This window comes from Mesobacillus sp. QJM3NY_10, from assembly GCF_056173465.1.
Genome location: NZ_CM149675.1, coordinates 1,523,526 through 1,541,717, shown reverse-complemented (window position 1 = coordinate 1,541,717; position 18,192 = coordinate 1,523,526). Strand labels below are relative to the sequence as shown.

General features: G+C 42.1%; 15 protein-coding genes. 3 read left to right on the top strand and 12 right to left on the bottom strand.

The window, feature by feature from the left end; translation table 11 throughout:
- Nucleotides 1-303: 303 nt before the first annotated feature.
- Both AC0VX7_RS07645 and AC0VX7_RS07640 read right to left on the bottom strand, forming a co-directional pair.
- Entirely contained in the window at nucleotides 304-447 is a 144-nt protein-coding gene (locus AC0VX7_RS07645; RefSeq protein ID WP_475427343.1) for a hypothetical protein, read from the bottom strand.
- Nucleotides 447-608 carry a hypothetical protein gene (locus tag AC0VX7_RS07640; RefSeq protein ID WP_023615140.1) on the bottom strand — a complete coding sequence of 54 codons (162 nt, stop codon included), beginning with the start codon at nucleotides 606-608 and terminating at the stop codon, nucleotides 447-449. Before AC0VX7_RS07640 ends, AC0VX7_RS07645 begins: the two co-directional genes overlap by 1 nt.
- Before the next feature lie 137 nt (nucleotides 609-745).
- Here AC0VX7_RS07640 and AC0VX7_RS07635 point away from each other — a divergent pair, with 137 nt between their 5' ends.
- Nucleotides 746-1,093: a DUF3905 domain-containing protein gene (locus AC0VX7_RS07635; RefSeq protein WP_475427342.1), complete on the top strand. Its 348-nt coding sequence runs from the start codon at nucleotides 746-748 to the stop codon at nucleotides 1,091-1,093.
- 100 nt (nucleotides 1,094-1,193) lie between these two features.
- Here the strand turns inward: AC0VX7_RS07635 and AC0VX7_RS07630 are convergent, their stop codons facing one another.
- Nucleotides 1,194-2,549, bottom strand: coding sequence for a TrkH family potassium uptake protein (locus tag AC0VX7_RS07630; protein ID WP_475427341.1), 1,356 nt, complete (start codon nucleotides 2,547-2,549; stop codon nucleotides 1,194-1,196).
- 273 nt (nucleotides 2,550-2,822) lie between these two features.
- On the opposite strand from AC0VX7_RS07630, the gene AC0VX7_RS07625 reads away from it, so the two are divergent.
- Complete coding sequence (locus AC0VX7_RS07625; RefSeq protein WP_041964830.1) at nucleotides 2,823-3,023, top strand: alpha/beta-type small acid-soluble spore protein; 201 nt, start codon at nucleotides 2,823-2,825, stop codon at nucleotides 3,021-3,023.
- Between the two features lie 103 nt (nucleotides 3,024-3,126).
- On the opposite strand, the gene AC0VX7_RS07620 is transcribed toward AC0VX7_RS07625, so the two are convergent.
- From AC0VX7_RS07620 to AC0VX7_RS07580, 9 genes are all read right to left on the bottom strand, one after another.
- On the bottom strand, nucleotides 3,127-4,203 hold the full coding sequence (locus AC0VX7_RS07620) for an anti-sigma factor domain-containing protein (RefSeq protein WP_475427340.1): 1,077 nt from the start codon (nucleotides 4,201-4,203) through the stop codon (nucleotides 3,127-3,129).
- Nucleotides 4,200-4,946: an RNA polymerase sigma factor SigI gene (gene sigI / locus AC0VX7_RS07615; RefSeq protein WP_475427339.1), complete on the bottom strand. Its 747-nt coding sequence runs from the start codon at nucleotides 4,944-4,946 to the stop codon at nucleotides 4,200-4,202. The genes AC0VX7_RS07620 and sigI overlap by 4 nt, the downstream gene beginning before the upstream one ends.
- A 118-nt stretch (nucleotides 4,947-5,064) precedes the next feature.
- Complete coding sequence (locus AC0VX7_RS07610; RefSeq protein WP_475427338.1) at nucleotides 5,065-6,234, bottom strand: DUF5667 domain-containing protein; 1,170 nt, start codon at nucleotides 6,232-6,234, stop codon at nucleotides 5,065-5,067.
- Nucleotides 6,235-6,566: 332 nt separating this feature from the next.
- Nucleotides 6,567-7,001 carry a hypothetical protein gene (locus AC0VX7_RS07605; protein ID WP_286180917.1) on the bottom strand — a complete coding sequence of 145 codons (435 nt, stop codon included), beginning with the start codon at nucleotides 6,999-7,001 and terminating at the stop codon, nucleotides 6,567-6,569.
- Between the two features lie 308 nt (nucleotides 7,002-7,309).
- A complete protein-coding gene (locus tag AC0VX7_RS07600) occupies nucleotides 7,310-8,857 on the bottom strand; it encodes an aldehyde dehydrogenase family protein (RefSeq protein WP_475427337.1) in 1,548 nt (515 codons plus the stop codon).
- Nucleotides 8,858-8,886: 29 nt separating this feature from the next.
- On the bottom strand, nucleotides 8,887-9,984 hold the full coding sequence (locus AC0VX7_RS07595; RefSeq protein ID WP_475427336.1) for an SDR family oxidoreductase: 1,098 nt from the start codon (nucleotides 9,982-9,984) through the stop codon (nucleotides 8,887-8,889).
- A 192-nt stretch (nucleotides 9,985-10,176) separates the two neighbouring features.
- Nucleotides 10,177-13,446, bottom strand: a complete 3,270-nt coding sequence (locus AC0VX7_RS07590) for an efflux RND transporter permease subunit (RefSeq protein WP_475427335.1) — start codon at nucleotides 13,444-13,446, stop codon at nucleotides 10,177-10,179.
- Nucleotides 13,447-13,682: 236 nt separating this feature from the next.
- Nucleotides 13,683-15,080, bottom strand: a complete 1,398-nt coding sequence (locus tag AC0VX7_RS07585; protein ID WP_475427334.1) for a Na+/H+ antiporter NhaC family protein — start codon at nucleotides 15,078-15,080, stop codon at nucleotides 13,683-13,685.
- A gap of 408 nt (nucleotides 15,081-15,488) precedes the next feature.
- Complete coding sequence (locus tag AC0VX7_RS07580) at nucleotides 15,489-17,063, bottom strand: peptide chain release factor 3 (protein ID WP_475427333.1); 1,575 nt, start codon at nucleotides 17,061-17,063, stop codon at nucleotides 15,489-15,491.
- 148 nt (nucleotides 17,064-17,211) lie between these two features.
- Here AC0VX7_RS07580 and AC0VX7_RS07575 point away from each other — a divergent pair, with 148 nt between their 5' ends.
- The gene (locus tag AC0VX7_RS07575; RefSeq protein ID WP_475427332.1) at nucleotides 17,212-18,081 is read left to right on the top strand and encodes a metal-dependent hydrolase; all 870 of its coding nucleotides are present in this window, start codon (nucleotides 17,212-17,214) and stop codon (nucleotides 18,079-18,081) included.
- Nucleotides 18,082-18,192: the final 111 nt, after the last annotated feature.

Genomic DNA, 18,192 nt, shown 5'->3' with positions numbered 1-18,192 from the left:
AAAAGCCCTACTACCGGCTTTTTCAAAGCGAATTCTTCCGCGGGGCGTGCGGTGAGCCTCCTCAGCGCTAAAGCGCCTGCGGGGTATCACCTGTCCCGCTGATCCCGCAGGAGTCTCGCACCTTCCGTTTCAATCAACCTAGTGCTGTTAAACCAGTAACATTAACCAAACTACTAAAAAGGCCGAGTCCCTGTTTTTTTAAGGGACTCGGCTTTTTTGTTTAGGTCTCAAGAAAATCTAAAAAATCTGCAGATTTTCAGTTGCCTCGCAAGCAACTGGCTTTTAATTTGACTCAACCTATAGTTATTTGCATTCTTTATCAGCTTTGCTTTTCGCCTTTTTTCCACTAAAAGGGATCTCATAAAGCTTACCAGCATTTATATCGCCAAATTCCATGCCAAACTCAACGTTCATTGGCTTTTGGTGCCGACCTTCATGCTTTTTCATCACGATCTTCCTTTCCTGCCCTGCTTTGAATTTCTGTTCGCAAATTTGCCTGGATCTTCGCCATGGGCAAACTCTGCAGAGAATTCGCTTTCCTGAAGATTTTTCTTAGGTGTATTTGTATACTTTGCCAAAGCATTTCTTTCTGCTTTCCGTTTAGCCAATCTAACCACCTCCATACTACTATTTTTTTCAATCAGCGATTTGCTATGTACTGATTTGATTACCTAATTTTACAAAGGGAACTATCTAATAAAATACGGAATAAAACAAAAAATAAGCTCAAAAAGGAGGAGCTGTAATGGCCAATAAAGACCGGGAGCTAAAACCCATGGATATCGAGGATACCTTGCCTCATCAAATAAACGCTCCAAGCTTCAAAGATACAGGCATCGAAATGAAAGCTCCATTCAAAAATGAGCATGGAGTCATCATTGGAGACAGTCTCTACGCATCTGAAAACTCACCGCTTGAAAATTGGACTGACGAGACCGATCCAGCAGTCATGGCTGGTGATGAATGGGTCCACCCTACAAATGATATAGGGTGGAACACAGCTGAAAACAGGGATCTTCTTGAGGAAAAGAGAAAGCCGCAGGCCTATCCATTTATGCACCCTACTAAAGATGTGTGCAAAGGCCAGGATTAATAATCAGCCCACTACGACAATGAGAGCAACGCAAACTTGTAGGAAAAAATAAAAGACAACAAAAAAATCCGGGATATCCCGGATTTTTTGATATGAACCATTAACCAATTATCACACGTTCCTTTGGATAATGGATGCTTTCTTTTTCTGTTTTACCGCCAATGATCAACAGGAAGGATATGACTCCAACTCTTCCAATGAACATCAAAATAATTAGGACCATTTTTCCGATCGTCGAAAGCTCTGGAGTGATGCCCATGGATAAGCCTGTTGTTCCAAACGCAGATGCAACTTCAAAAATAATGGCCAATAGTGGTTGATTCTCTGTAACCATCAGAGTAAGGACGGCAAAGAAACATATAAGTACAGCCATGATGGAAACAACCAAAGACTTGATTATATCTTCCTGGTGCAGCTCTCTGTTAAATACCCTGATTGCTCGCCTTCCTCTGGCAAAGTGGTAAAGGAACAAGAGATTAAGCGCAAAAGTTGTTGTTCGGATCCCTCCGCCCACCGAACTTGGTGATGCCCCGATAAACATTAAAGCTGCCATCAGGAATAAGGTAGGATCAGTAAAATCATTCACATCCATTGTCGCCAAACCACCACTTCTGGTTGTCGTGGACTGGAAAAAAGCATAAAAGAATGAATCCAATAGAGATTTATCGGATAAGAAATGATTATATTCCAGTACCCATATTGCAACGGTGCCGAAAATAAGGAGGCCAAGGAACGTAAGCGTAGTAATCTTAAGAAATAGTGAAAAACGGAACGGACCACTTTTTTTGCTCCTGAACAGGAAACTCTTCAATTCAACCAGCACTGGGAATCCAATTGCACCAAGAGTAATCAATAGCATATTGATTGTAACTACAAAATAATCCTGTGCATATGGAATCAGTGAAGCTCCGGTAATATCAAACCCTCCATTGGTTGTAGCACTAACGGATGAAAAAAGACCGTGGAGGAAAGCTTCTTGCCATGTCGGAAAGTATCTTAAGAAGTATAAACCTAATAGCAGTGCACCAATCAATTCAATAATGACTATAATTATAAGGATTTCTTTCAGCATTTTCACGAGCCCTGACATCGATGTCTGGTTCTGGTCCATCATGATTAATCTGCGTTCCTTCAGTCCTATTTTCTTCCTTATAATCAACCAGAAGAATGTGCCAAGCGCCATGACGCCAATCCCGCCGAACTGCAGGACAAACATGAGGATAAAAATTCCCTGCACAGTAAACGTATCGCGGACTGTTATTACTGAAAGTCCGGTAACACTGACAGCACTTGCGGCAGTGAATAATGCATCCATGAAAGACCATTTTGCCCCGGGCTGTATGGCAATAGGCAAACTTAATAAGCTCATCGAGACAATTACCGCAATCAAATAATACGCAACGATAATTTGAGCAGGAGATAATTTGTTTAACCTTCTTCTAATATTAATCCACATAATTGCTTCCTTTCAGCCCTGATTCATTTACATACCTATGATAAAGAATATCATTCGATTAATAAAGTACTTTCTTGCAGTTTACACATATACTATACGCCTTCCGGAAGAATCAACAGGGTTTAACCTCACCGTTAAGCCTTAACAGAGCCAAAAATCAGGTAAACATTATCCAAAAGGATAAAAGATTACCACTTATGAAATTACCTACAATGTTCAAACTATCTATACAGAGAAATTTTTCTCTGTATACTATCAGAGGAGTTGATAATAATGGCTCGTAATTCAAATAAATTGCTGGTTCCCGGCGTTGAACAATTCATGGACCAAGTTAAATATGAGATTGCTCAGGAATTTGGAGTGAATCTTGGTTCCGATACCGTCTCAAGAGCAAATGGCTCAGTCGGAGGAGAAATCACTAAACGCCTTGTTCAGCAAGCACAGGCACAGATCTCTGGTCAAAATCAGCAATAAATTGATGGAGTAGTTTTGTATATAGCATATCCACTATCTTTATAAACAATTGAATATGAACATGGAAAAAAGTCCGGATTAAATTCCGGACTTTTACAATTAACTATTTCTTTCCAGGATTGTCTTTATTTTTCCCAGATTGGCCCCTGCTGTCACTTCTTGGGCCTTGTTGGTTGCTAGACTTTTTTTCATCTTTATATTGTTTTCTGCTCTGGCCATTTTTATTGCTATTGCCATTACTAGCATGTTTATTATTGTTACCCTGCCAATTCTTATTGCTATTCGGGCCATTGCCGTTCTTTTCGGAATTGTTATTTCCATTTGATTTATTTTGTGCAGGTGGTTCCGCCTTGTTGGGATTTTCTTTTGGAACCTGAGGATCTTTCTTCTTCTCCTGACCTGGTGGTTCCTTCTTTTCAGTCTGCGGAACAACAGAAGGAGCTGAGTTTTTCTTTCCAGGCTCCGGCTTTGCTTTTTCCTTTTCATCCGGCTTTCCTGCAGGCTTTAACGTACCCTTTTGCTTTTCTTTATAAACACCAGTCGTAACACCCTGCTTTTGTGCCTTCTCCCTGTCTTCAATTGTTGCTTCCATAACCTTGAAATTCAGGTTTTCATCTTGTGTTGTTTTTTTTATTTCAGTAATCTTTTTTTCTAATGCTCGATCTACTGATTCTTTTGCCTTCTTATTATGGACAGTCGCGATGACAACGTCATTGTTTTCTTTTAAGAAACCTTCATCCTCGATTTCCTCAATGATCATTTCTGCAACCACAGCTGCATCCTTCTTTTTCCATCCTTTTATTTCCGCAATGATTTCTTTCCCTTCAGGATTATAACCTGTCATCCGGAGAACCTTTAAATCATCGTTGACTGCCAGTTCAATGCTTGGATTCACATCAATGGACATATATGCGTAAACCTGTCCGTTTTGATACACAGGAACTAGCGCAGTCATAGCAAGCATAAATACTGCTGCAAGCGCAATACTCCTTGTCTTAAAGCTATTTAAAAACGATAGATTGAAACTTTTCTTCTTAACAGTTAGCGTTTCTGGAAAAAAATGAATTTCTTCTCCTACCTGATAATCTTGTTGAAGCTTTCGGGCCCGTAAAAACTCGCCTTCGGGGGTCAACAATGTTAGGTAAAGATCATTGATTTCAAGGATAACCCCTTTTCTCATGTCTCTAACACCCCTTTAATATAATCCTTTAAATATACATAATCCCCAATTAAAATAAGTGCGATTGCAATAATATATTTTCTATTTCTCTCTATGGTTTTTCTGCTGACTTTGACCATGTCTTCCAATTGCTTGATTGGCAAGCGCCTTTTATCGAGAAGCAAGTTCTTTAATTCCTCGCTTTCAACCATTGACTTTGCAACAAGCATCGCATTTTTCCGGGCATCTGCATGCTTAGGTGACTGTTCGAGCAAATCCTGGAAAGATAGGTCAAATTCTTTTAGTACAGCCTGAAATTGAATGATCTCTTCTCTTCTTAGTTCTTGTTCTGTCTTTTTTCTGAACTCATCCAGAGAAAGCTCATCTTCAATAGTCGATCTCTGTTGCTCTTCTTCAGACGGATCATTGGATATGTTGAAGCTAAGGTTTTGATTCCGGCTCTGCTGCCGGATATAATCAATTACCCTCCGCTTAATCATCACTTCAGCAAAGCTTAATAATGAATTTCCTTTTTCTGATGAATATTTCTGGATTGCCTCATTAAAAGCAATGAGGCCAATGCTAAATTCATCGTCTGACTCATGTATGTATCTCTTGCAGACAGACGAAACAGTCTTCGCGATAAATGGCTTATATGAATCAATTAATTCTTCTCTTAAAGCAGCATCCCCCTGGTGGATTTTCTCTACAGTTTCTTCCAGTGGCCTGCGCTTTTTCTTTGCCATGAACAATAAACTTAGCAATAGCCTCACCTCTTTTCTCCCCACATTATATCATGTCTGTCAATTTCTTATTTTGTGGTTAGGCAGTGAAAAGATAGCCAAATAAGGCTACCTTTTCGAGTCTATTGTTCATTATGGATTAGTTTTTGTCATTACCTTTTCCGTTACCGTTACCTTTGCCATTTCCATTGCCTTGATTTTTTGTATTCTTTTCTTGTTTCTTATCCTGCTTAGCCTGTTGTTTTTCTTCTTTCTTTTGCTGTTGAGCTTCCTTGCGTTCCTGTTTTTCAACAGCCTTTTGTGCTTTACGCTCTTGTTTAGCTTTTTCTTTTTCAGCTTTTGGTGACACTACCGGTACTAAAGTTGTGTCGTCATTTTCAGGCATTGTTTCTTCAGCAGACTCTTCAACTACAGGCGTGTCATCAGCAGGCAGAAGATCTGATTCTACCACTGGTTCTAGTTCTACTGGCTCAGTTGATTGTGTTTCTTCTTCCTCAACAGGCTTCTCTGCATATTTTTCTTCTAATTTAGCCAATTTCTTTGCCATCTTAGCGTATGTTTTGTCAATGTTCTTTTGAAGTTGCGCTCTTGCATTTTCATTGCCAACATGTTCCATCGCGGCTTTTAATGCAATAATATTCTGTCTAAGCATTCCTTCGATTTCTTCGAAAGGATCTTCACTTACAACGTCTTCTTCTTCAGAACCTTCTTCCGCGTCTTCATCGCTAGGCTCTTCAGCTACAACATCGTCCGCAGGCTCTTCTCCATCTTCTGTTGATTCTTCAGAATCTGTTTCCTCTGTGTCTTCATCAGATGTTGTCCCATCCTCCGGGTCTGTTCCTTCTTCAAGGTCAGCATCTTCTTCATTTGATCCTTCTTCATCTACAATCTCTTGTGAAGATTCCATATATTCAACAGCTGCTTCGATTACTTTAAGGGCTTCTTCTTCATTTCCCTCAGCAAATAGAGCACTTGCCTCTTGAAGGCGTTCTGCGGCGTATGTAGCAAGCAATTCTGCTTCTTTAGCATTATCAATTGTAAAAGCAAGCCTGATTTTCTCAAGTGCTATTTTAGCAAAGTAGAAGAAGTCTCCCGGTATCAAAGATGGATTCGTTTCTTCAAGCTCATCGACCTGTGTCTTTGCTTCTTCAAGCTCTTCAGGGCTGACATTTTGCAGTTCTACCGTTTCAACCTCAGAATTGTTCTCTTCTGCCATTGCAACAGGGGAAAATGTAAATGTTCCAGCAAGCACTAAAGCCAACGTACTCTTGGCGATTTTTTTCATCTCTTGGTTAGAAAGTTTCTTCATTCTCAGTTCACCTCGTAAGTTTTTAGGAGCGGCCGCTTTAATCACTACAAGGTTACGTTTGCGCTTACTATGTTATGGGGGTTTTTTAGAAAAAAATAAAAAGCTTCAGTCAAAATTTGACCGAAGTATTAAGAATATTGTTGATATATAAGGTTTTAGAAGGAAATTTAGTTCTTATAAAATATAATAAGACAACGTCGGCTAAAGTCTGCCCCCTTCCCATCTTTTACCGATTAATTGGCATAGTCCGCATAAAAAAGGACCATACCACGGGTGAAAACACAATTTAGAAGAATTCTCCCAGGAAGATAGGGCTTATTGCAATATGTATTCTAGTTGTAATAAAGCTTAAGTAATAACTTCCTGATCAAGAATCCGGTAATCACTCCGGGAATGACAAAAAGCATTGGAAGGAAAACTGGCCCTGGAAATAGGCCAAATATTTTAACCTTCGGTGATATCATCAAACCAACTGTTACGAAATAGGCCGAGAACACAAAAGGCAAAAAGGTGATTTTCTCTTCCGCCGGCATCACGCTTCTATAGGCATCCCACATGGCGAACATATATAAACATGGGTAAAACATCAGCCACTGGAAGTCCAGGACATGCATAGCCTTTTCCGTCTCCCCAAGGAAACTATACATTATTCCTTTATTAAAATTACTATTAACGTTAACAAGGAACTCAAGCAGGACAAATAAAATGCCCTTTACAAGGTTCCCCGTCAGTAGCTGGGCAAACCCTGGCAGAGCGATGCTCCACATTACCGCTTCTAGTTTGGTTAAGTTCTTTTTTATCGCCACGTCACGTTTCATCCTTTAGTCATATTATTGGTACCGTTATGAATGCTTAATTTTCCGAAGTGTCAAAAGAACACATGGAAATTTTTTAATCCTGTGCATTTTGCTACTTGTTTTAGATTGTCCAAATTGTGCTTCGAATTATCATTTTTCCAGTTAATTGTTAAATTAATTTCGTGAGAATTACCTGATCCACGTTGTATATTTAAAAACAGGATAGGAACATTTGGCTAAATTAATAAAACCGCCCCTAATACCGGGACGGTTGAAAATTATTTGTTACTTTTTAAGAGGGCGATATAGTTTTTAGCAAAAGTGAGCCAATCTCTTTTGTCGGCAAAATAGCTTTTGAATAAATTCAGGAACAATGGATATTTACCTTTATAAGGATACCATTGAATTTCAGATTTCATAAAACCCATGTCTTCCATGATTGCTTTTTCATGACAAAAGATCCTCAAACCTGCCTCAGAATGATATCGTCCAATGCCGCTCTCCTTAGTTCCCCCGAAAGGAAGACCATGGTTGGCTACAGTAATAAGTACATCATTGATGACGACAGCTCCGGATACAAGTTTGGAAGCGACACGACGCGCCTTCGCTTTATCCTGAGTCCAGACACTTGCATTTAATCCATACACGGTTCCATTAGCATATGCTATTGCTTCTTCTTCCGTATCGAATGGGACAACAGGAAGCAAAGGGCCGAAAGATTCTTCCTGGATAATTTTCATGTCTTGCTCGACTTCAGTAATGACAGTAAGCGGCAGGAACATGTCTTCCTTCCAATCAGAAGGTTTCAATCCAGTTTCCAATTTCGCCCCCCGTTCAAGTGCTTCATCCAGTTGTTCTCTTACCACGTCTTTCTGGGCTGGAAAAGTCATTGACCCCACATCTGAGTTTATATCGTTCCCCTGCTGAAGAGAATTGACTTCTTTTTTCAATTTTTCAAGGAACTTCCCATATATTGACCGTTCCACATATAATCGCTCAGCGCTCATACAGACCTGGCCGCTGTTTGTAAAAGCCCCCCATGCCGCTGCCTTAACTGCCCTGTCGAGGTTGGCATCTTCAAATACAATCATTGGATCCTTGCCGCCGAGCTCCAGAGTTGTTGGAATCAAATCCTTCGCAGCCTGCTGCTGGATGATCTTCCCTGTACGGACAGAGCCTGTAAAGAAGATATAATCTGGCTTACCCGATGTGAAAGCAGCACCAACTTCCTTGCCGCCATGAGCAACCTGTACAGTTCCTTCCGGGAAGCCAGAGCGCCTGAACAGGTCTTCGATGCATTTACCTACAAGCGGAGTCACCTCTGATGGCTTTAGGATGACAGAATTGCCTCCTGCCAGAGCGCTGATCATCGGTACCATCGCCAGTTGCAGCGGATAATTCCAGGGTGATATTACAAGTACGACACCACGCGGCATATATTCAATAAAGGATTTTTTTCCGATGAGCAATAAAGGTGTTTTAACTTTTTGCCTGCTAAGAACCTTTTCAGCATGTTTGATAATATGATCGATTGCATCAAGTGTCGGCATGATATCGGCCACAATTGACTCGGTCAATACCTTGCCAGTATCATCTGAGATGATTTTTGCAATTTCATCCATTTCATCGACCATCAGCTGCTTCAGCTTTCTTAAATATCCGGTACGCTCAGAAATAGCGAGAATGCTCCAAGTCCCAAAAGCCTTCCTCGCCTCCTGATAGAAGAACGGAACTTCATGGACAGGCGTCTCCTCGATTTCGGCAATAACCTCCCCTGTCGCTGGTGCCAATACCGATAACTTTTGCACTTCTTCAACTGAATGCACGTTCATTCACCTGCCAATAATTTAAAGTCTTATATAATGTTTATTTGGTACTGAGTATTATGTTTATTTTCTCGATAAAAAGCCGCCATTGCAGCGATCCCTTCCTTGAAATCCGGGCATGCGATCCCCGAATCCTTTAAGTCATCCTGTGCCTGGGACGAATCGAAATGGCCTCTCCATGTAAAATAGTCGAGGGCTTCTTTTTCGACTCCAAGATACCTTCTGAGCACCCTGAAATTGAGTCCTCCTTTTGCGAGCGCCAGTGGTACAGAACCTTTTGGCTGCTTCTTCAACAATTCGTACATGATCATTTCATAAAGCTCAGACACTTTGTATGGTTTAGGATCTGTAAGATGATATGTTTTCCCCGCTCCTTTATCAGCAAAGGTTAAATAGGTTGTCGCCTCAATAATATAATCCACTGGCACAAGATTGACAACAGTATCGCCTTTGCCAAGCTTTGGCAAGAATGGCATGAAGCTGAGGCGGTCGATAAAATTCATGATGAAATATGGGCCATCAAATTTGATGGTTTCTCCTGTTGCTGAATGTCCTTTAACAATTCCTGGCCTGATGATGGTGACAGGAATCTCGGACTTCAATGCTTCCACGAGGACTTCAGCTTCATATTTAGTCTCTTCATAGTAGTTTTTGAATCCGGGTGGCTTGATTAATTCATCCTCATACAATATACCTTCCCGTTTGCCTGCAACAAAACCGGTACTGAAATACGTATAGCGCTTGAGATTTTTTAAGGTCCTCGCCCATTCATTCACGTACTTTGTTCCATCCACATTCACACGGTACGCAATTTCCTTAGGAACCGCGAGGTCATATATAGCTGCCAGGTGGAAGACATGCGTTACAGCTGACTCAAGCTGTGCTTGCTTTTCAAGGTCAATCGCCAGGCCTGATACTGTAATATCCCCTTTTATAATCTCGAACTGACTCTCAGACATGCTAAAATCCTGAATGATTGCTGCTCTCTCATCCTCTGCCTTCTCTACCATATTAGGCAACACCAATACATGAATCTTTCCTTTACCATCATTTTTCCGTAAAACTTCTCTAATTAATTGATTGCTGATGAATCCAGGAAATCCTGTAAAAAAGTACCCGTACTCCATGAATGTCCTCCTCACCGGTAATTAGCTATATTTTAACGATAAGCGCTTACATCCGCAATCACTTTGCAAACTATTCTGAAAAATACGATAAATAACGGGGGTGGGTGCAACTCATTTAGTAAACTTCTTCGTGTATTGTGATATTTTCTGGGAGAAAAAAATGCCTGGCTAATCTCAGCCAGACATCTCGCATTATCTTCGTCTTCTAAAATCTTGATGTGAATCTTCTTCGTCTTTTATTTGGTGAAGAAGCTCTTCTAACATACCGGCCATTTCTTCTTTCGTGTATTTTCCCTTTTGGAAGGTTGTCGGCCTTTCTTCGGTTCCCGCTTCATATTCTGACTCTGTATGCTCTTTTAGCAGATAGGCTGGTACCAGATGGCCATCTGGTGTCGCATACATTTTATTTCTTCTTCGGTAGTCCTTGTCAAAGAAACTATAGACTACCGGAATGACAAACAGGGTCAGGAATGTACTGCTGATCAGGCCTCCAATTACCGTAATACCCATTGGCTGGTTGATTTCAGTGCCTTCCCCAATGCCTAGCGCCAGTGGAAGAAGTCCAAGAATGGTCGTCAACGCTGTCATCAAGATTGGGCGTGCCCTGTCTTTTACCGAAAGGACAATCGCTTCGTGCGGTATCAAACCACGCTCTTTCTTCTGGTTGATGTAGTCAACGATTACAATTGCATTATTAACTACGATACCTGCAAGCACAATAATTCCGATCACCACCGTCAAGCTTACTGGTGTTCCCGTTGCCGTCAGCGCCAGTGCGACACCAATCACCATCAGCGGAACCGTAAACATGATGACAAATGGATACTTAAGTGACTCGAACTGGGCCGCCATTACAAGATAGATCAAGATGATTGCCAGAACGAAAGCCAGTACAAGATCATCGATTGATGATTCGAGAAGTTCTCTGTCTCCACTGAAAACAACCTCAGTTTCATCTGGTAAGTCAAGCTCAGCTATCCTCTCATCCACCTTTTTGGAAATATCACCAAGGTTTGTAGAGGATTTGTATTTCATTGTGAATTCAACTGCACCCTGCTGATTGATCCGCTGGATTCTGACAGGACCGCTGCCGGTTTCAATATTGGCAACCTGGCCAAGGGTAACATAGTTACCGTCAGGCTTCTTGATCAAAAGCTTTTTCAGCTCATCGATATTCTTGGTTACTTCACTATCATATTCTACATATACACCTAGAATTTCCCCATCTTCACCGGGCATTTGTGTTGCCATATCCCCACGAGTTACGTTGTTAACAATCATGGCAATTTGCGCTGGTGCCAGTCCCTGGGCCAGTGCTTTTTCTCTGTCAACCGTAATTTGAATTTCCTCAACTGTTTCATTCAAGCTTGTACTCAGCTCATTGACATCGTCGAGCTCCTTCAGGGATTCATATATGCTATTAACGGACTCATTCAGTCTTTTTTCACTGGAATCCCGAACGTTGAAACTCAAGGTGTTCGGAGCAGAACCGGATGTGGACTGCATATTAAAACCTAATTCAGCACTGCTATTTGCAGTTGCCGCGGCTTGTTCCAGCTCTTTTTTTACATCATCGACAAACTGGAAGGTACTGATTTCCCGTTCTTCAAGCTCATCCATCTTTACATACAGTTCACCGACATTGGCATTCGTCGTGCCTCTGAATGAAGCCTCTTGTGTAGTACCAACCAGGCTTACATAAACATCGACCTCTTCTTCATCTTTCAATTTATCTTCGAGAGCAGCCATGACTTTTTGGGTCTCAGAAAGAGCGGCTCCATTTTCGAGATTCACCCTGATGCTGAAGAATCCTTCATCCGTAGGAGGGATAAACTGGGTGCCAACTGTTGTCACTCCATAACCGCCTCCGGCCAGCATCAGCAAAGTGATCAGAATGACGATGAATCGATGGCGAAGTGCCCACCTGATCGATTTTTCCAATCCTCTCAATGAGCCTGAACGCTGCCTTCTCGCTTCGAGATTTTTCTTCGGCGCCTTCAATAGCCTGCTGGCTAACATTGGGACAACGGTCAATGCAACCACCAATGAAGCAAACAAACTGAATGAAATCGTCAAAGCGAACTCTGTAAACAGCTCGCCGATGATACCAGAGATGAAGACAACCGGCAAAAACACTGCTACAGTCGTTAAAGTTGACGCCGTAATGGCAGCTCCTACTTCCTTAGCTCCATCCCTTGCCGCTGTTTTCGGATCCTTGCCCATTGAAAGATGGCGGTATATATTTTCGATGACGACGATCGCATTATCCACTAGCATCCCGATTCCGAGTGCCAGTCCCCCAAGGGTCATGATATTCAATGTAAAATCAGCAAAGAACATCAATACGAAGGTGAAGATGACCGAATACGGAATCGCTATCCCGATGATAAGCGGACTCTTCACATTTCTAAGGAAGAAGAATAGAACGGCCATCGCTAGCAATCCCCCGACAATCAGGGAGTTTGAAATATTTCCGATTGCCATTTTGATGTAATCTCCCTGGTCAAAGAGTACCTCCGACTCTATCCCAGCGTATTTATCACGTTCAAGCAATGTCTCCAACTCTTCGAGAAAAGCTTCTGAAACCTCTGCGGTGTTGGCATCCGATTGCTGCAGGACACTCAACAGTACGGAAGGAGTCTGATTCGTCCTTGTAATCGTATTATCATCCTGTTTCTGCAGCTCAACTGTTCCAACATCCTCTAGAGTGACCTTCTGATTTGTCACCGGATTGTTGAATACTGTCAGGTTCTTTAACGTATCTAATGAATCCAAATTACTGATGATCCTTGTCGTCAGTTCTTTGCCATCTGTCAAAATCGTATCACCAGGCATTGATACATCATTAGCTCTGATAAGGTCCACAATATCGGACTGGCTCAGTTTATAGCTCTTTAACTTTTCCTGGTCAAGTTCCACCCTTACTTCCCGTACGGATGTACCTGATAAATTGACGCTTGCGACTCCTTCAACCTTGGTAAGTTCCAGTTCTAGCTCTTCCGCCAGCTCCCTTAGAGCAGATTCATCCTGGCTAGAGCTTAATGATAGCTGGATGACTGGAAATTGAGACGGATCAAACTTCATGAATCTCGGCTTATTCGCGTCGTCTGGTACCGGCGTCATATCCAGCCTCTGGATGACTTCATCCTGGATATCATCAATATTGGTTGTCCAGGAAAACTGCATCAGGATTAGGTTGGCACCCTCCTGTGAAGTAGAAGTCATCGTCTTGATTCCCGGCAGCGTAGCCAAATTAGCCTCGAGTGGCTTCGTCACCTTTTCCAAAACTTCCTCTGGACTGGCTCCCTGATAATTGGTCACAACTACCCCAACAGGCGGATTTATATCCGGGATCAGTTTCAAAGGAATCCTCATCAATGAAACAACCCCAAGAATCAGGACCAAGAACATGGTCACTAATGTAAAAACAGGCCTTCTAATCGAAAAATTACTGATTTTCATATGCAAACTCCTTTCGGCGGTAAAACACAGTGACTGACCGGACGGTTATTATGTACCATCCTTAATATAGTGAAGCAACATGGATAATTCAACTATCCAGTGTACAATTTATAAGAACAATTTTTAACATTTGTATCCCATAAGCATACCTTTCATTTTATAGTAACCAAAGAATTAATGAAACTTTTAGGCGCTGAAATTTAAGTCACATTAGTAACGACAAAAAAAGCGGCAGCTTATGCCACCGCATTTTCCCCTGTCTTCGATAAGGTTATTCCAGTAAAACCTGCTGCCAGTGTCAGTAGGGGTGACAGCAGACAAAAGAACGCAAATGGAACATAATCCATCGTGCTGACTCCAAGGACGCTGCTAAGGAAAACACCGCACACACTCCAGGGGACAAGTGGATTGAGTACTGTCCCGGCATCCTCCAGGACACGAGAGAGATTCTTTGGATGCAGTCCGGCTTTTTCGAAGTGGCCCGCAAATGTATTGCCTGTAATAAGGATCGAAAGATATTGCTCACCGATCAAAAAGTTAATCCCAATCGCAGATAAAGCCGTTGACCCAATTAGCACAGGCACCTTTTCAAGACTGCTGGCAAGCCCTCGTAATAAAGCCGGAAGAACACCAAGCTTGAACAATAACCCACCCATGCTCAAAGCAAGGAGTACTAGCGAGACTGAAAAAAACATGCTCTCTAGCCCTCCGCGGCTCAGCAGGGAATCAAGCTGCTCGTTGCCACTCTCAGAAACATAGCCTGAGTATAAAATTCCCGGAAGTCCGCCCCATTCATTTTGCGGGACAACCATCATACTGATGATCATCGCTGAAAGGGTTCCTGCTCCTAGTGTCAAAATTGAAGACACTTTCCTCACTGCAAGTATCGCAATGATAGCCAGTGGAATGAGTGAGTACCAGTTTACAAGATTCATCTCCAAAAGAGTATTCTGCAAGCTCCCAAGCTTTGTGAAGTCTGCTGAACCCAGTTCTGGCGACAAGGCAGCAAACAACACAAGTGAAATGAAGAACGCAGGTATCGTCGTCCAGCTCATGTTTTTGATATGCTCAAAAAGATCTACTTTCACAGTAGCAGACGCTAAAACGGTTGTATCCGACAGCGGCGACATTTTATCACCCAGGAATGCGCCCGAAACCACCGCACCGGCCGTGATTGCCAATGAGAAACCTAAACTTTCACTAACCGCTATGAACGCTACACCAATCACAGCTGAGGTAGTCAACGAACTGCCAATGCTTAACCCAATAACAGATGTGACGATAAAGACAATCGCATAAAACCACTTTCCAGTCACTAAATCAAATGCAATATATATTAAAGTAGGAATAGTCCCGGCAGCAATCCAGCTGCTGACCAGCATCCCGATAAAGAAAAAAATCATCACAGCTCCGAGGCCCGCCTTGGCCCCTTCAACCATGCTTTGCTCAAGCTCAGCCATCTTGATTTTTTTCACCAACCCATAAATGATCAATGATCCGATTCCTATCAGGACCGGAATGTGCGGCATTAGTTCAAGTTTTATCATGCCATAACCGATTCCCGTCAGAAGCAATAATATAACAGCGGCAGCCTCAGAAGTTTTCAATGATATTGATTGGCTTTGATTTAACATGATGATTCCCCCAATTAGTAGTAAAATACAAAAAACCCCTCTACGTCTAGGGACGAAGGAGCTCCGCGGTACCACCCTAATTGGCAAACAATTATATCTGCCCACTTCATTAACAGTGCCTATCTGTGACAGGTGTAATTCAAATCATCCATTGCCTGGATTTTCATCAACCATCCAGTTTCTTTGTGCTGCTCATGGGGATTCTACTAATATCTGTCGGCACCTTATACTTAACTTTTACACTTAAACGCTTTTATGCTTAAAAGTGATATAGAATAATATTAATATAGTATCTGATATTGAAAATGTCAATAGATTGTACTAAATAAAGTTAAATCTGTGACCGGGGAGCTCTGGACTTTTTACAATATATAAAGAGCCGGCATTCAAAAATGCCGGCTCAACTTATTATGAAGCATCCATAGGATTATAAAGTTTTACTTCTGGATTCTTGTCCTGGAACCACCTTAAGGCAAATTCATTCTCGAATAAGAATACTTTTTTGTCATAACGGTCATTGACAAGCAGGCTCCTCGAGCTGGACAGGTTTTCGTTCACATCGTCGCCTTCAATCCAGCGGGCAATCTTGGATCCCTGCCTTTCCATCAGAACCTCTACGTTATATTCGTTGCGCATCCTTGCTTCGAATACTTCAAATTGGAGCTGTCCGACAGCACCAAGAAGGTACTCTTCCGTCTTCAATGTCTTGAATAGCTGGATGGCCCCTTCTTGGACAAGCTGCTGGATTCCTTTATGGAAATGTTTTTGCTTCATGACGTTCTTTGCTGAAACCCTTACGAAAAGTTCTGGTGTGAACTGGGGAAGCTTTTCATACAGGAATCCTTCCTTGCCAGAAACAATCGTATCGCCAATCTGGTATGTGCCCGGGTCGTAAAGCCCGATGATGTCACCTGCTACAGCTTCCTCAACAGTACTGCGATCATCAGCCATGAACTGTGTAGATTGCGCAAGCTTCATTGATTTTCCTGTACGGCTAAGCTGGACGGTCATTCCTCGCTCAAACTTGCCTGAGCAGATGCGCAGGAAGGCAATTCTGTCGCGATGGGCCGGGTTCATGTTTGCCTGGATTTTAAAGATAAAGCCAGAAAACTCCTCTGATTGCGGATCAACTTCCCCTGCAGTCGAATTCCTTGGCTGTGGTTCCGGCGCAAATTGCAGATAGGAATCTAGGAATGTCTGGACACCGAAAGTCGTCAGGGCGCTTCCAAAAAATACAGGTGTCAATGTTCCATCTGAAATCCGCTCCTTTGAAAATTCATTTCCTGCTTCATTCAAAAGCATGATTTCCTCTAATGTCTGGTCATATAAGGAAGACTCTTTTATGGAATGATCTCCAGCTATTTCGCCTTCTTCATTCAATGGAACAAAGCGTTTGTCCTCATCTACACGGAACTGTTCAATCCGGTTGTTGAATCGGTCATAAATCCCGAGGAACTCCTTGCCCATGCCAATCGGCCAATTCATTGGATAAGATTCAATTCCAAGCACTTCTTCCAATTCAGCAAGAAGCTCAAGAGGGGCTTTACCCTGGCGATCAAGCTTGTTGATAAAGGTAAAGATCGGAATTCCTCTCATACGGCAAACCTTGAAAAGCTTGAGAGTCTGGTCCTCGATACCCTTTGCTGAGTCTATGATCATAACGGCACTGTCGACCGCAGTTAACGTTCTATAAGTGTCCTCAGAGAAATCCTGGTGGCCTGGTGTATCAAGGATGTTGACCTTGAAGCCATCATAATCAAATTGCATAACACTTGAGGTAACGGAGATTCCACGCTGCTTCTCGATTTCCATCCAGTCACTTGTGGCAAACTTTCCAGTCTTCTTCGCTTTTACCGTACCAGCATCACGGATTGCGCCGCCGAACAGCAATAGCTTTTCCGTAAGTGTCGTTTTCCCGGCATCCGGGTGGGAAATAATCGCAAAGGTCCTTCGCGATTGTACTTCATCTTTTAATTTTTTCATGGTTTAAATGTTTCCTTTCTGTATAAAGGCAAATTTCCTCATAAGTTTAATCTTATCTTTCTGGCGTTAAGTTTGCAATCCTGCAGATGCATATCAGAACTTTTAAATATTTTCCTTTAACGTTTATAATAACTTCAGGAGGTGCAGCATGGATTCAATTACACATACACTTTTCGGTTTAGCCTTATATGGTGCCGTTGATAAAAAACATATGGAAAAATCGCAGAAGCGTGCTTATTTACTAACCGCGGTCGGCGCAAGCCAGATCCCGGACATAGATATCATTTCACAACTCTGGGATAATGAAGGGCTTTACCAGATGTGGCACCGAGGCATCACCCATTCAATTTTCCTGACACCATTATGGGCCGCTTTATTTATTCTACTATCTTTCCTTCTATTTAGAGTGAAAGATGCAAAACTATTTTTCCTAGGCTGGCTTGCGGTAATGATCCATAATACAGCCGATTTATTCAACGCCTGGGGAACTGGCTATCTCGAACCATTTTCCAATATTAGAATCACATTTGGGACAATCCCCATCATTGATTTCGTTTTTTGGGTGATACTCGGAACTGCATTTGTTGCGTCAAAGTTTAATAAGGTAAAAAGTCCATCCTACTTTAAACTCGCATGGGTCTTTATTGCTCTGCATGTCATTATCCAAAGTGTCCAGGGCTGGATGCTTTATAATCAATATGAGGACGACTATGAACAGATTGCACTTTCTGCCGGCTTCATTCCATGGACATATACTGTAATCGCGAAAAGCGATAGTGATGTGAATATCTTCCAGGATAATCTCTTCTCCGAAAGAAAGCTCCAATATGAGCTTACTTCCGCAGAGGATACAGATCTCAATGTTTTATTCTCTGAAAAACCTGAAGCTAAGACGCTTACTGAATGGTCCCCATTTGTCGTAGTCGTCGACAATGGAGATAGAATAGGAGTCTACGATCCACGCTTTTACCGAAACGGACAATCCTTCCTGTTCGAATACATCGATAAAACACAATGAAGGAAAGAAAGCTCAAGAGCTTTGTCAGCCCCGACAAGCGCTGACAATTATGTGTAGTTATTTTCCAGACAAGCAAAAAGAGCAGCCAAAGGTTTAATCTGGCTGCTCTTG

Coding starts and splice junctions, on each gene's coding strand:
- AC0VX7_RS07645 (WP_475427343.1), bottom strand. CDS start 447: ATGAAAAAGCATGAAGGTCGGCACCAAAAGCCAATGAACGTTGAGTTT.
- AC0VX7_RS07635 (WP_475427342.1), top strand. CDS start 746: ATGGCCAATAAAGACCGGGAGCTAAAACCCATGGATATCGAGGATACC.
- AC0VX7_RS07630 (WP_475427341.1), bottom strand. CDS start 2,549: ATGTGGATTAATATTAGAAGAAGGTTAAACAAATTATCTCCTGCTCAA.
- AC0VX7_RS07625 (WP_041964830.1), top strand. CDS start 2,823: ATGGCTCGTAATTCAAATAAATTGCTGGTTCCCGGCGTTGAACAATTC.
- AC0VX7_RS07620 (WP_475427340.1), bottom strand. CDS start 4,203: ATGAGAAAAGGGGTTATCCTTGAAATCAATGATCTTTACCTAACATTG.
- AC0VX7_RS07610 (WP_475427338.1), bottom strand. CDS start 6,234: ATGAAGAAACTTTCTAACCAAGAGATGAAAAAAATCGCCAAGAGTACG.
- AC0VX7_RS07605 (WP_286180917.1), bottom strand. CDS start 7,001: ATGTGGAGCATCGCTCTGCCAGGGTTTGCCCAGCTACTGACGGGGAAC.
- AC0VX7_RS07595 (WP_475427336.1), bottom strand. CDS start 9,984: ATGGAGTACGGGTACTTTTTTACAGGATTTCCTGGATTCATCAGCAAT.
- AC0VX7_RS07590 (WP_475427335.1), bottom strand. CDS start 13,446: ATGAAAATCAGTAATTTTTCGATTAGAAGGCCTGTTTTTACATTAGTG.
- AC0VX7_RS07585 (WP_475427334.1), bottom strand. CDS start 15,080: ATGTTAAATCAAAGCCAATCAATATCATTGAAAACTTCTGAGGCTGCC.
- AC0VX7_RS07580 (WP_475427333.1), bottom strand. CDS start 17,063: ATGAAAAAATTAAAAGATGAAGTACAATCGCGAAGGACCTTTGCGATT.
- AC0VX7_RS07575 (WP_475427332.1), top strand. CDS start 17,212: ATGGATTCAATTACACATACACTTTTCGGTTTAGCCTTATATGGTGCC.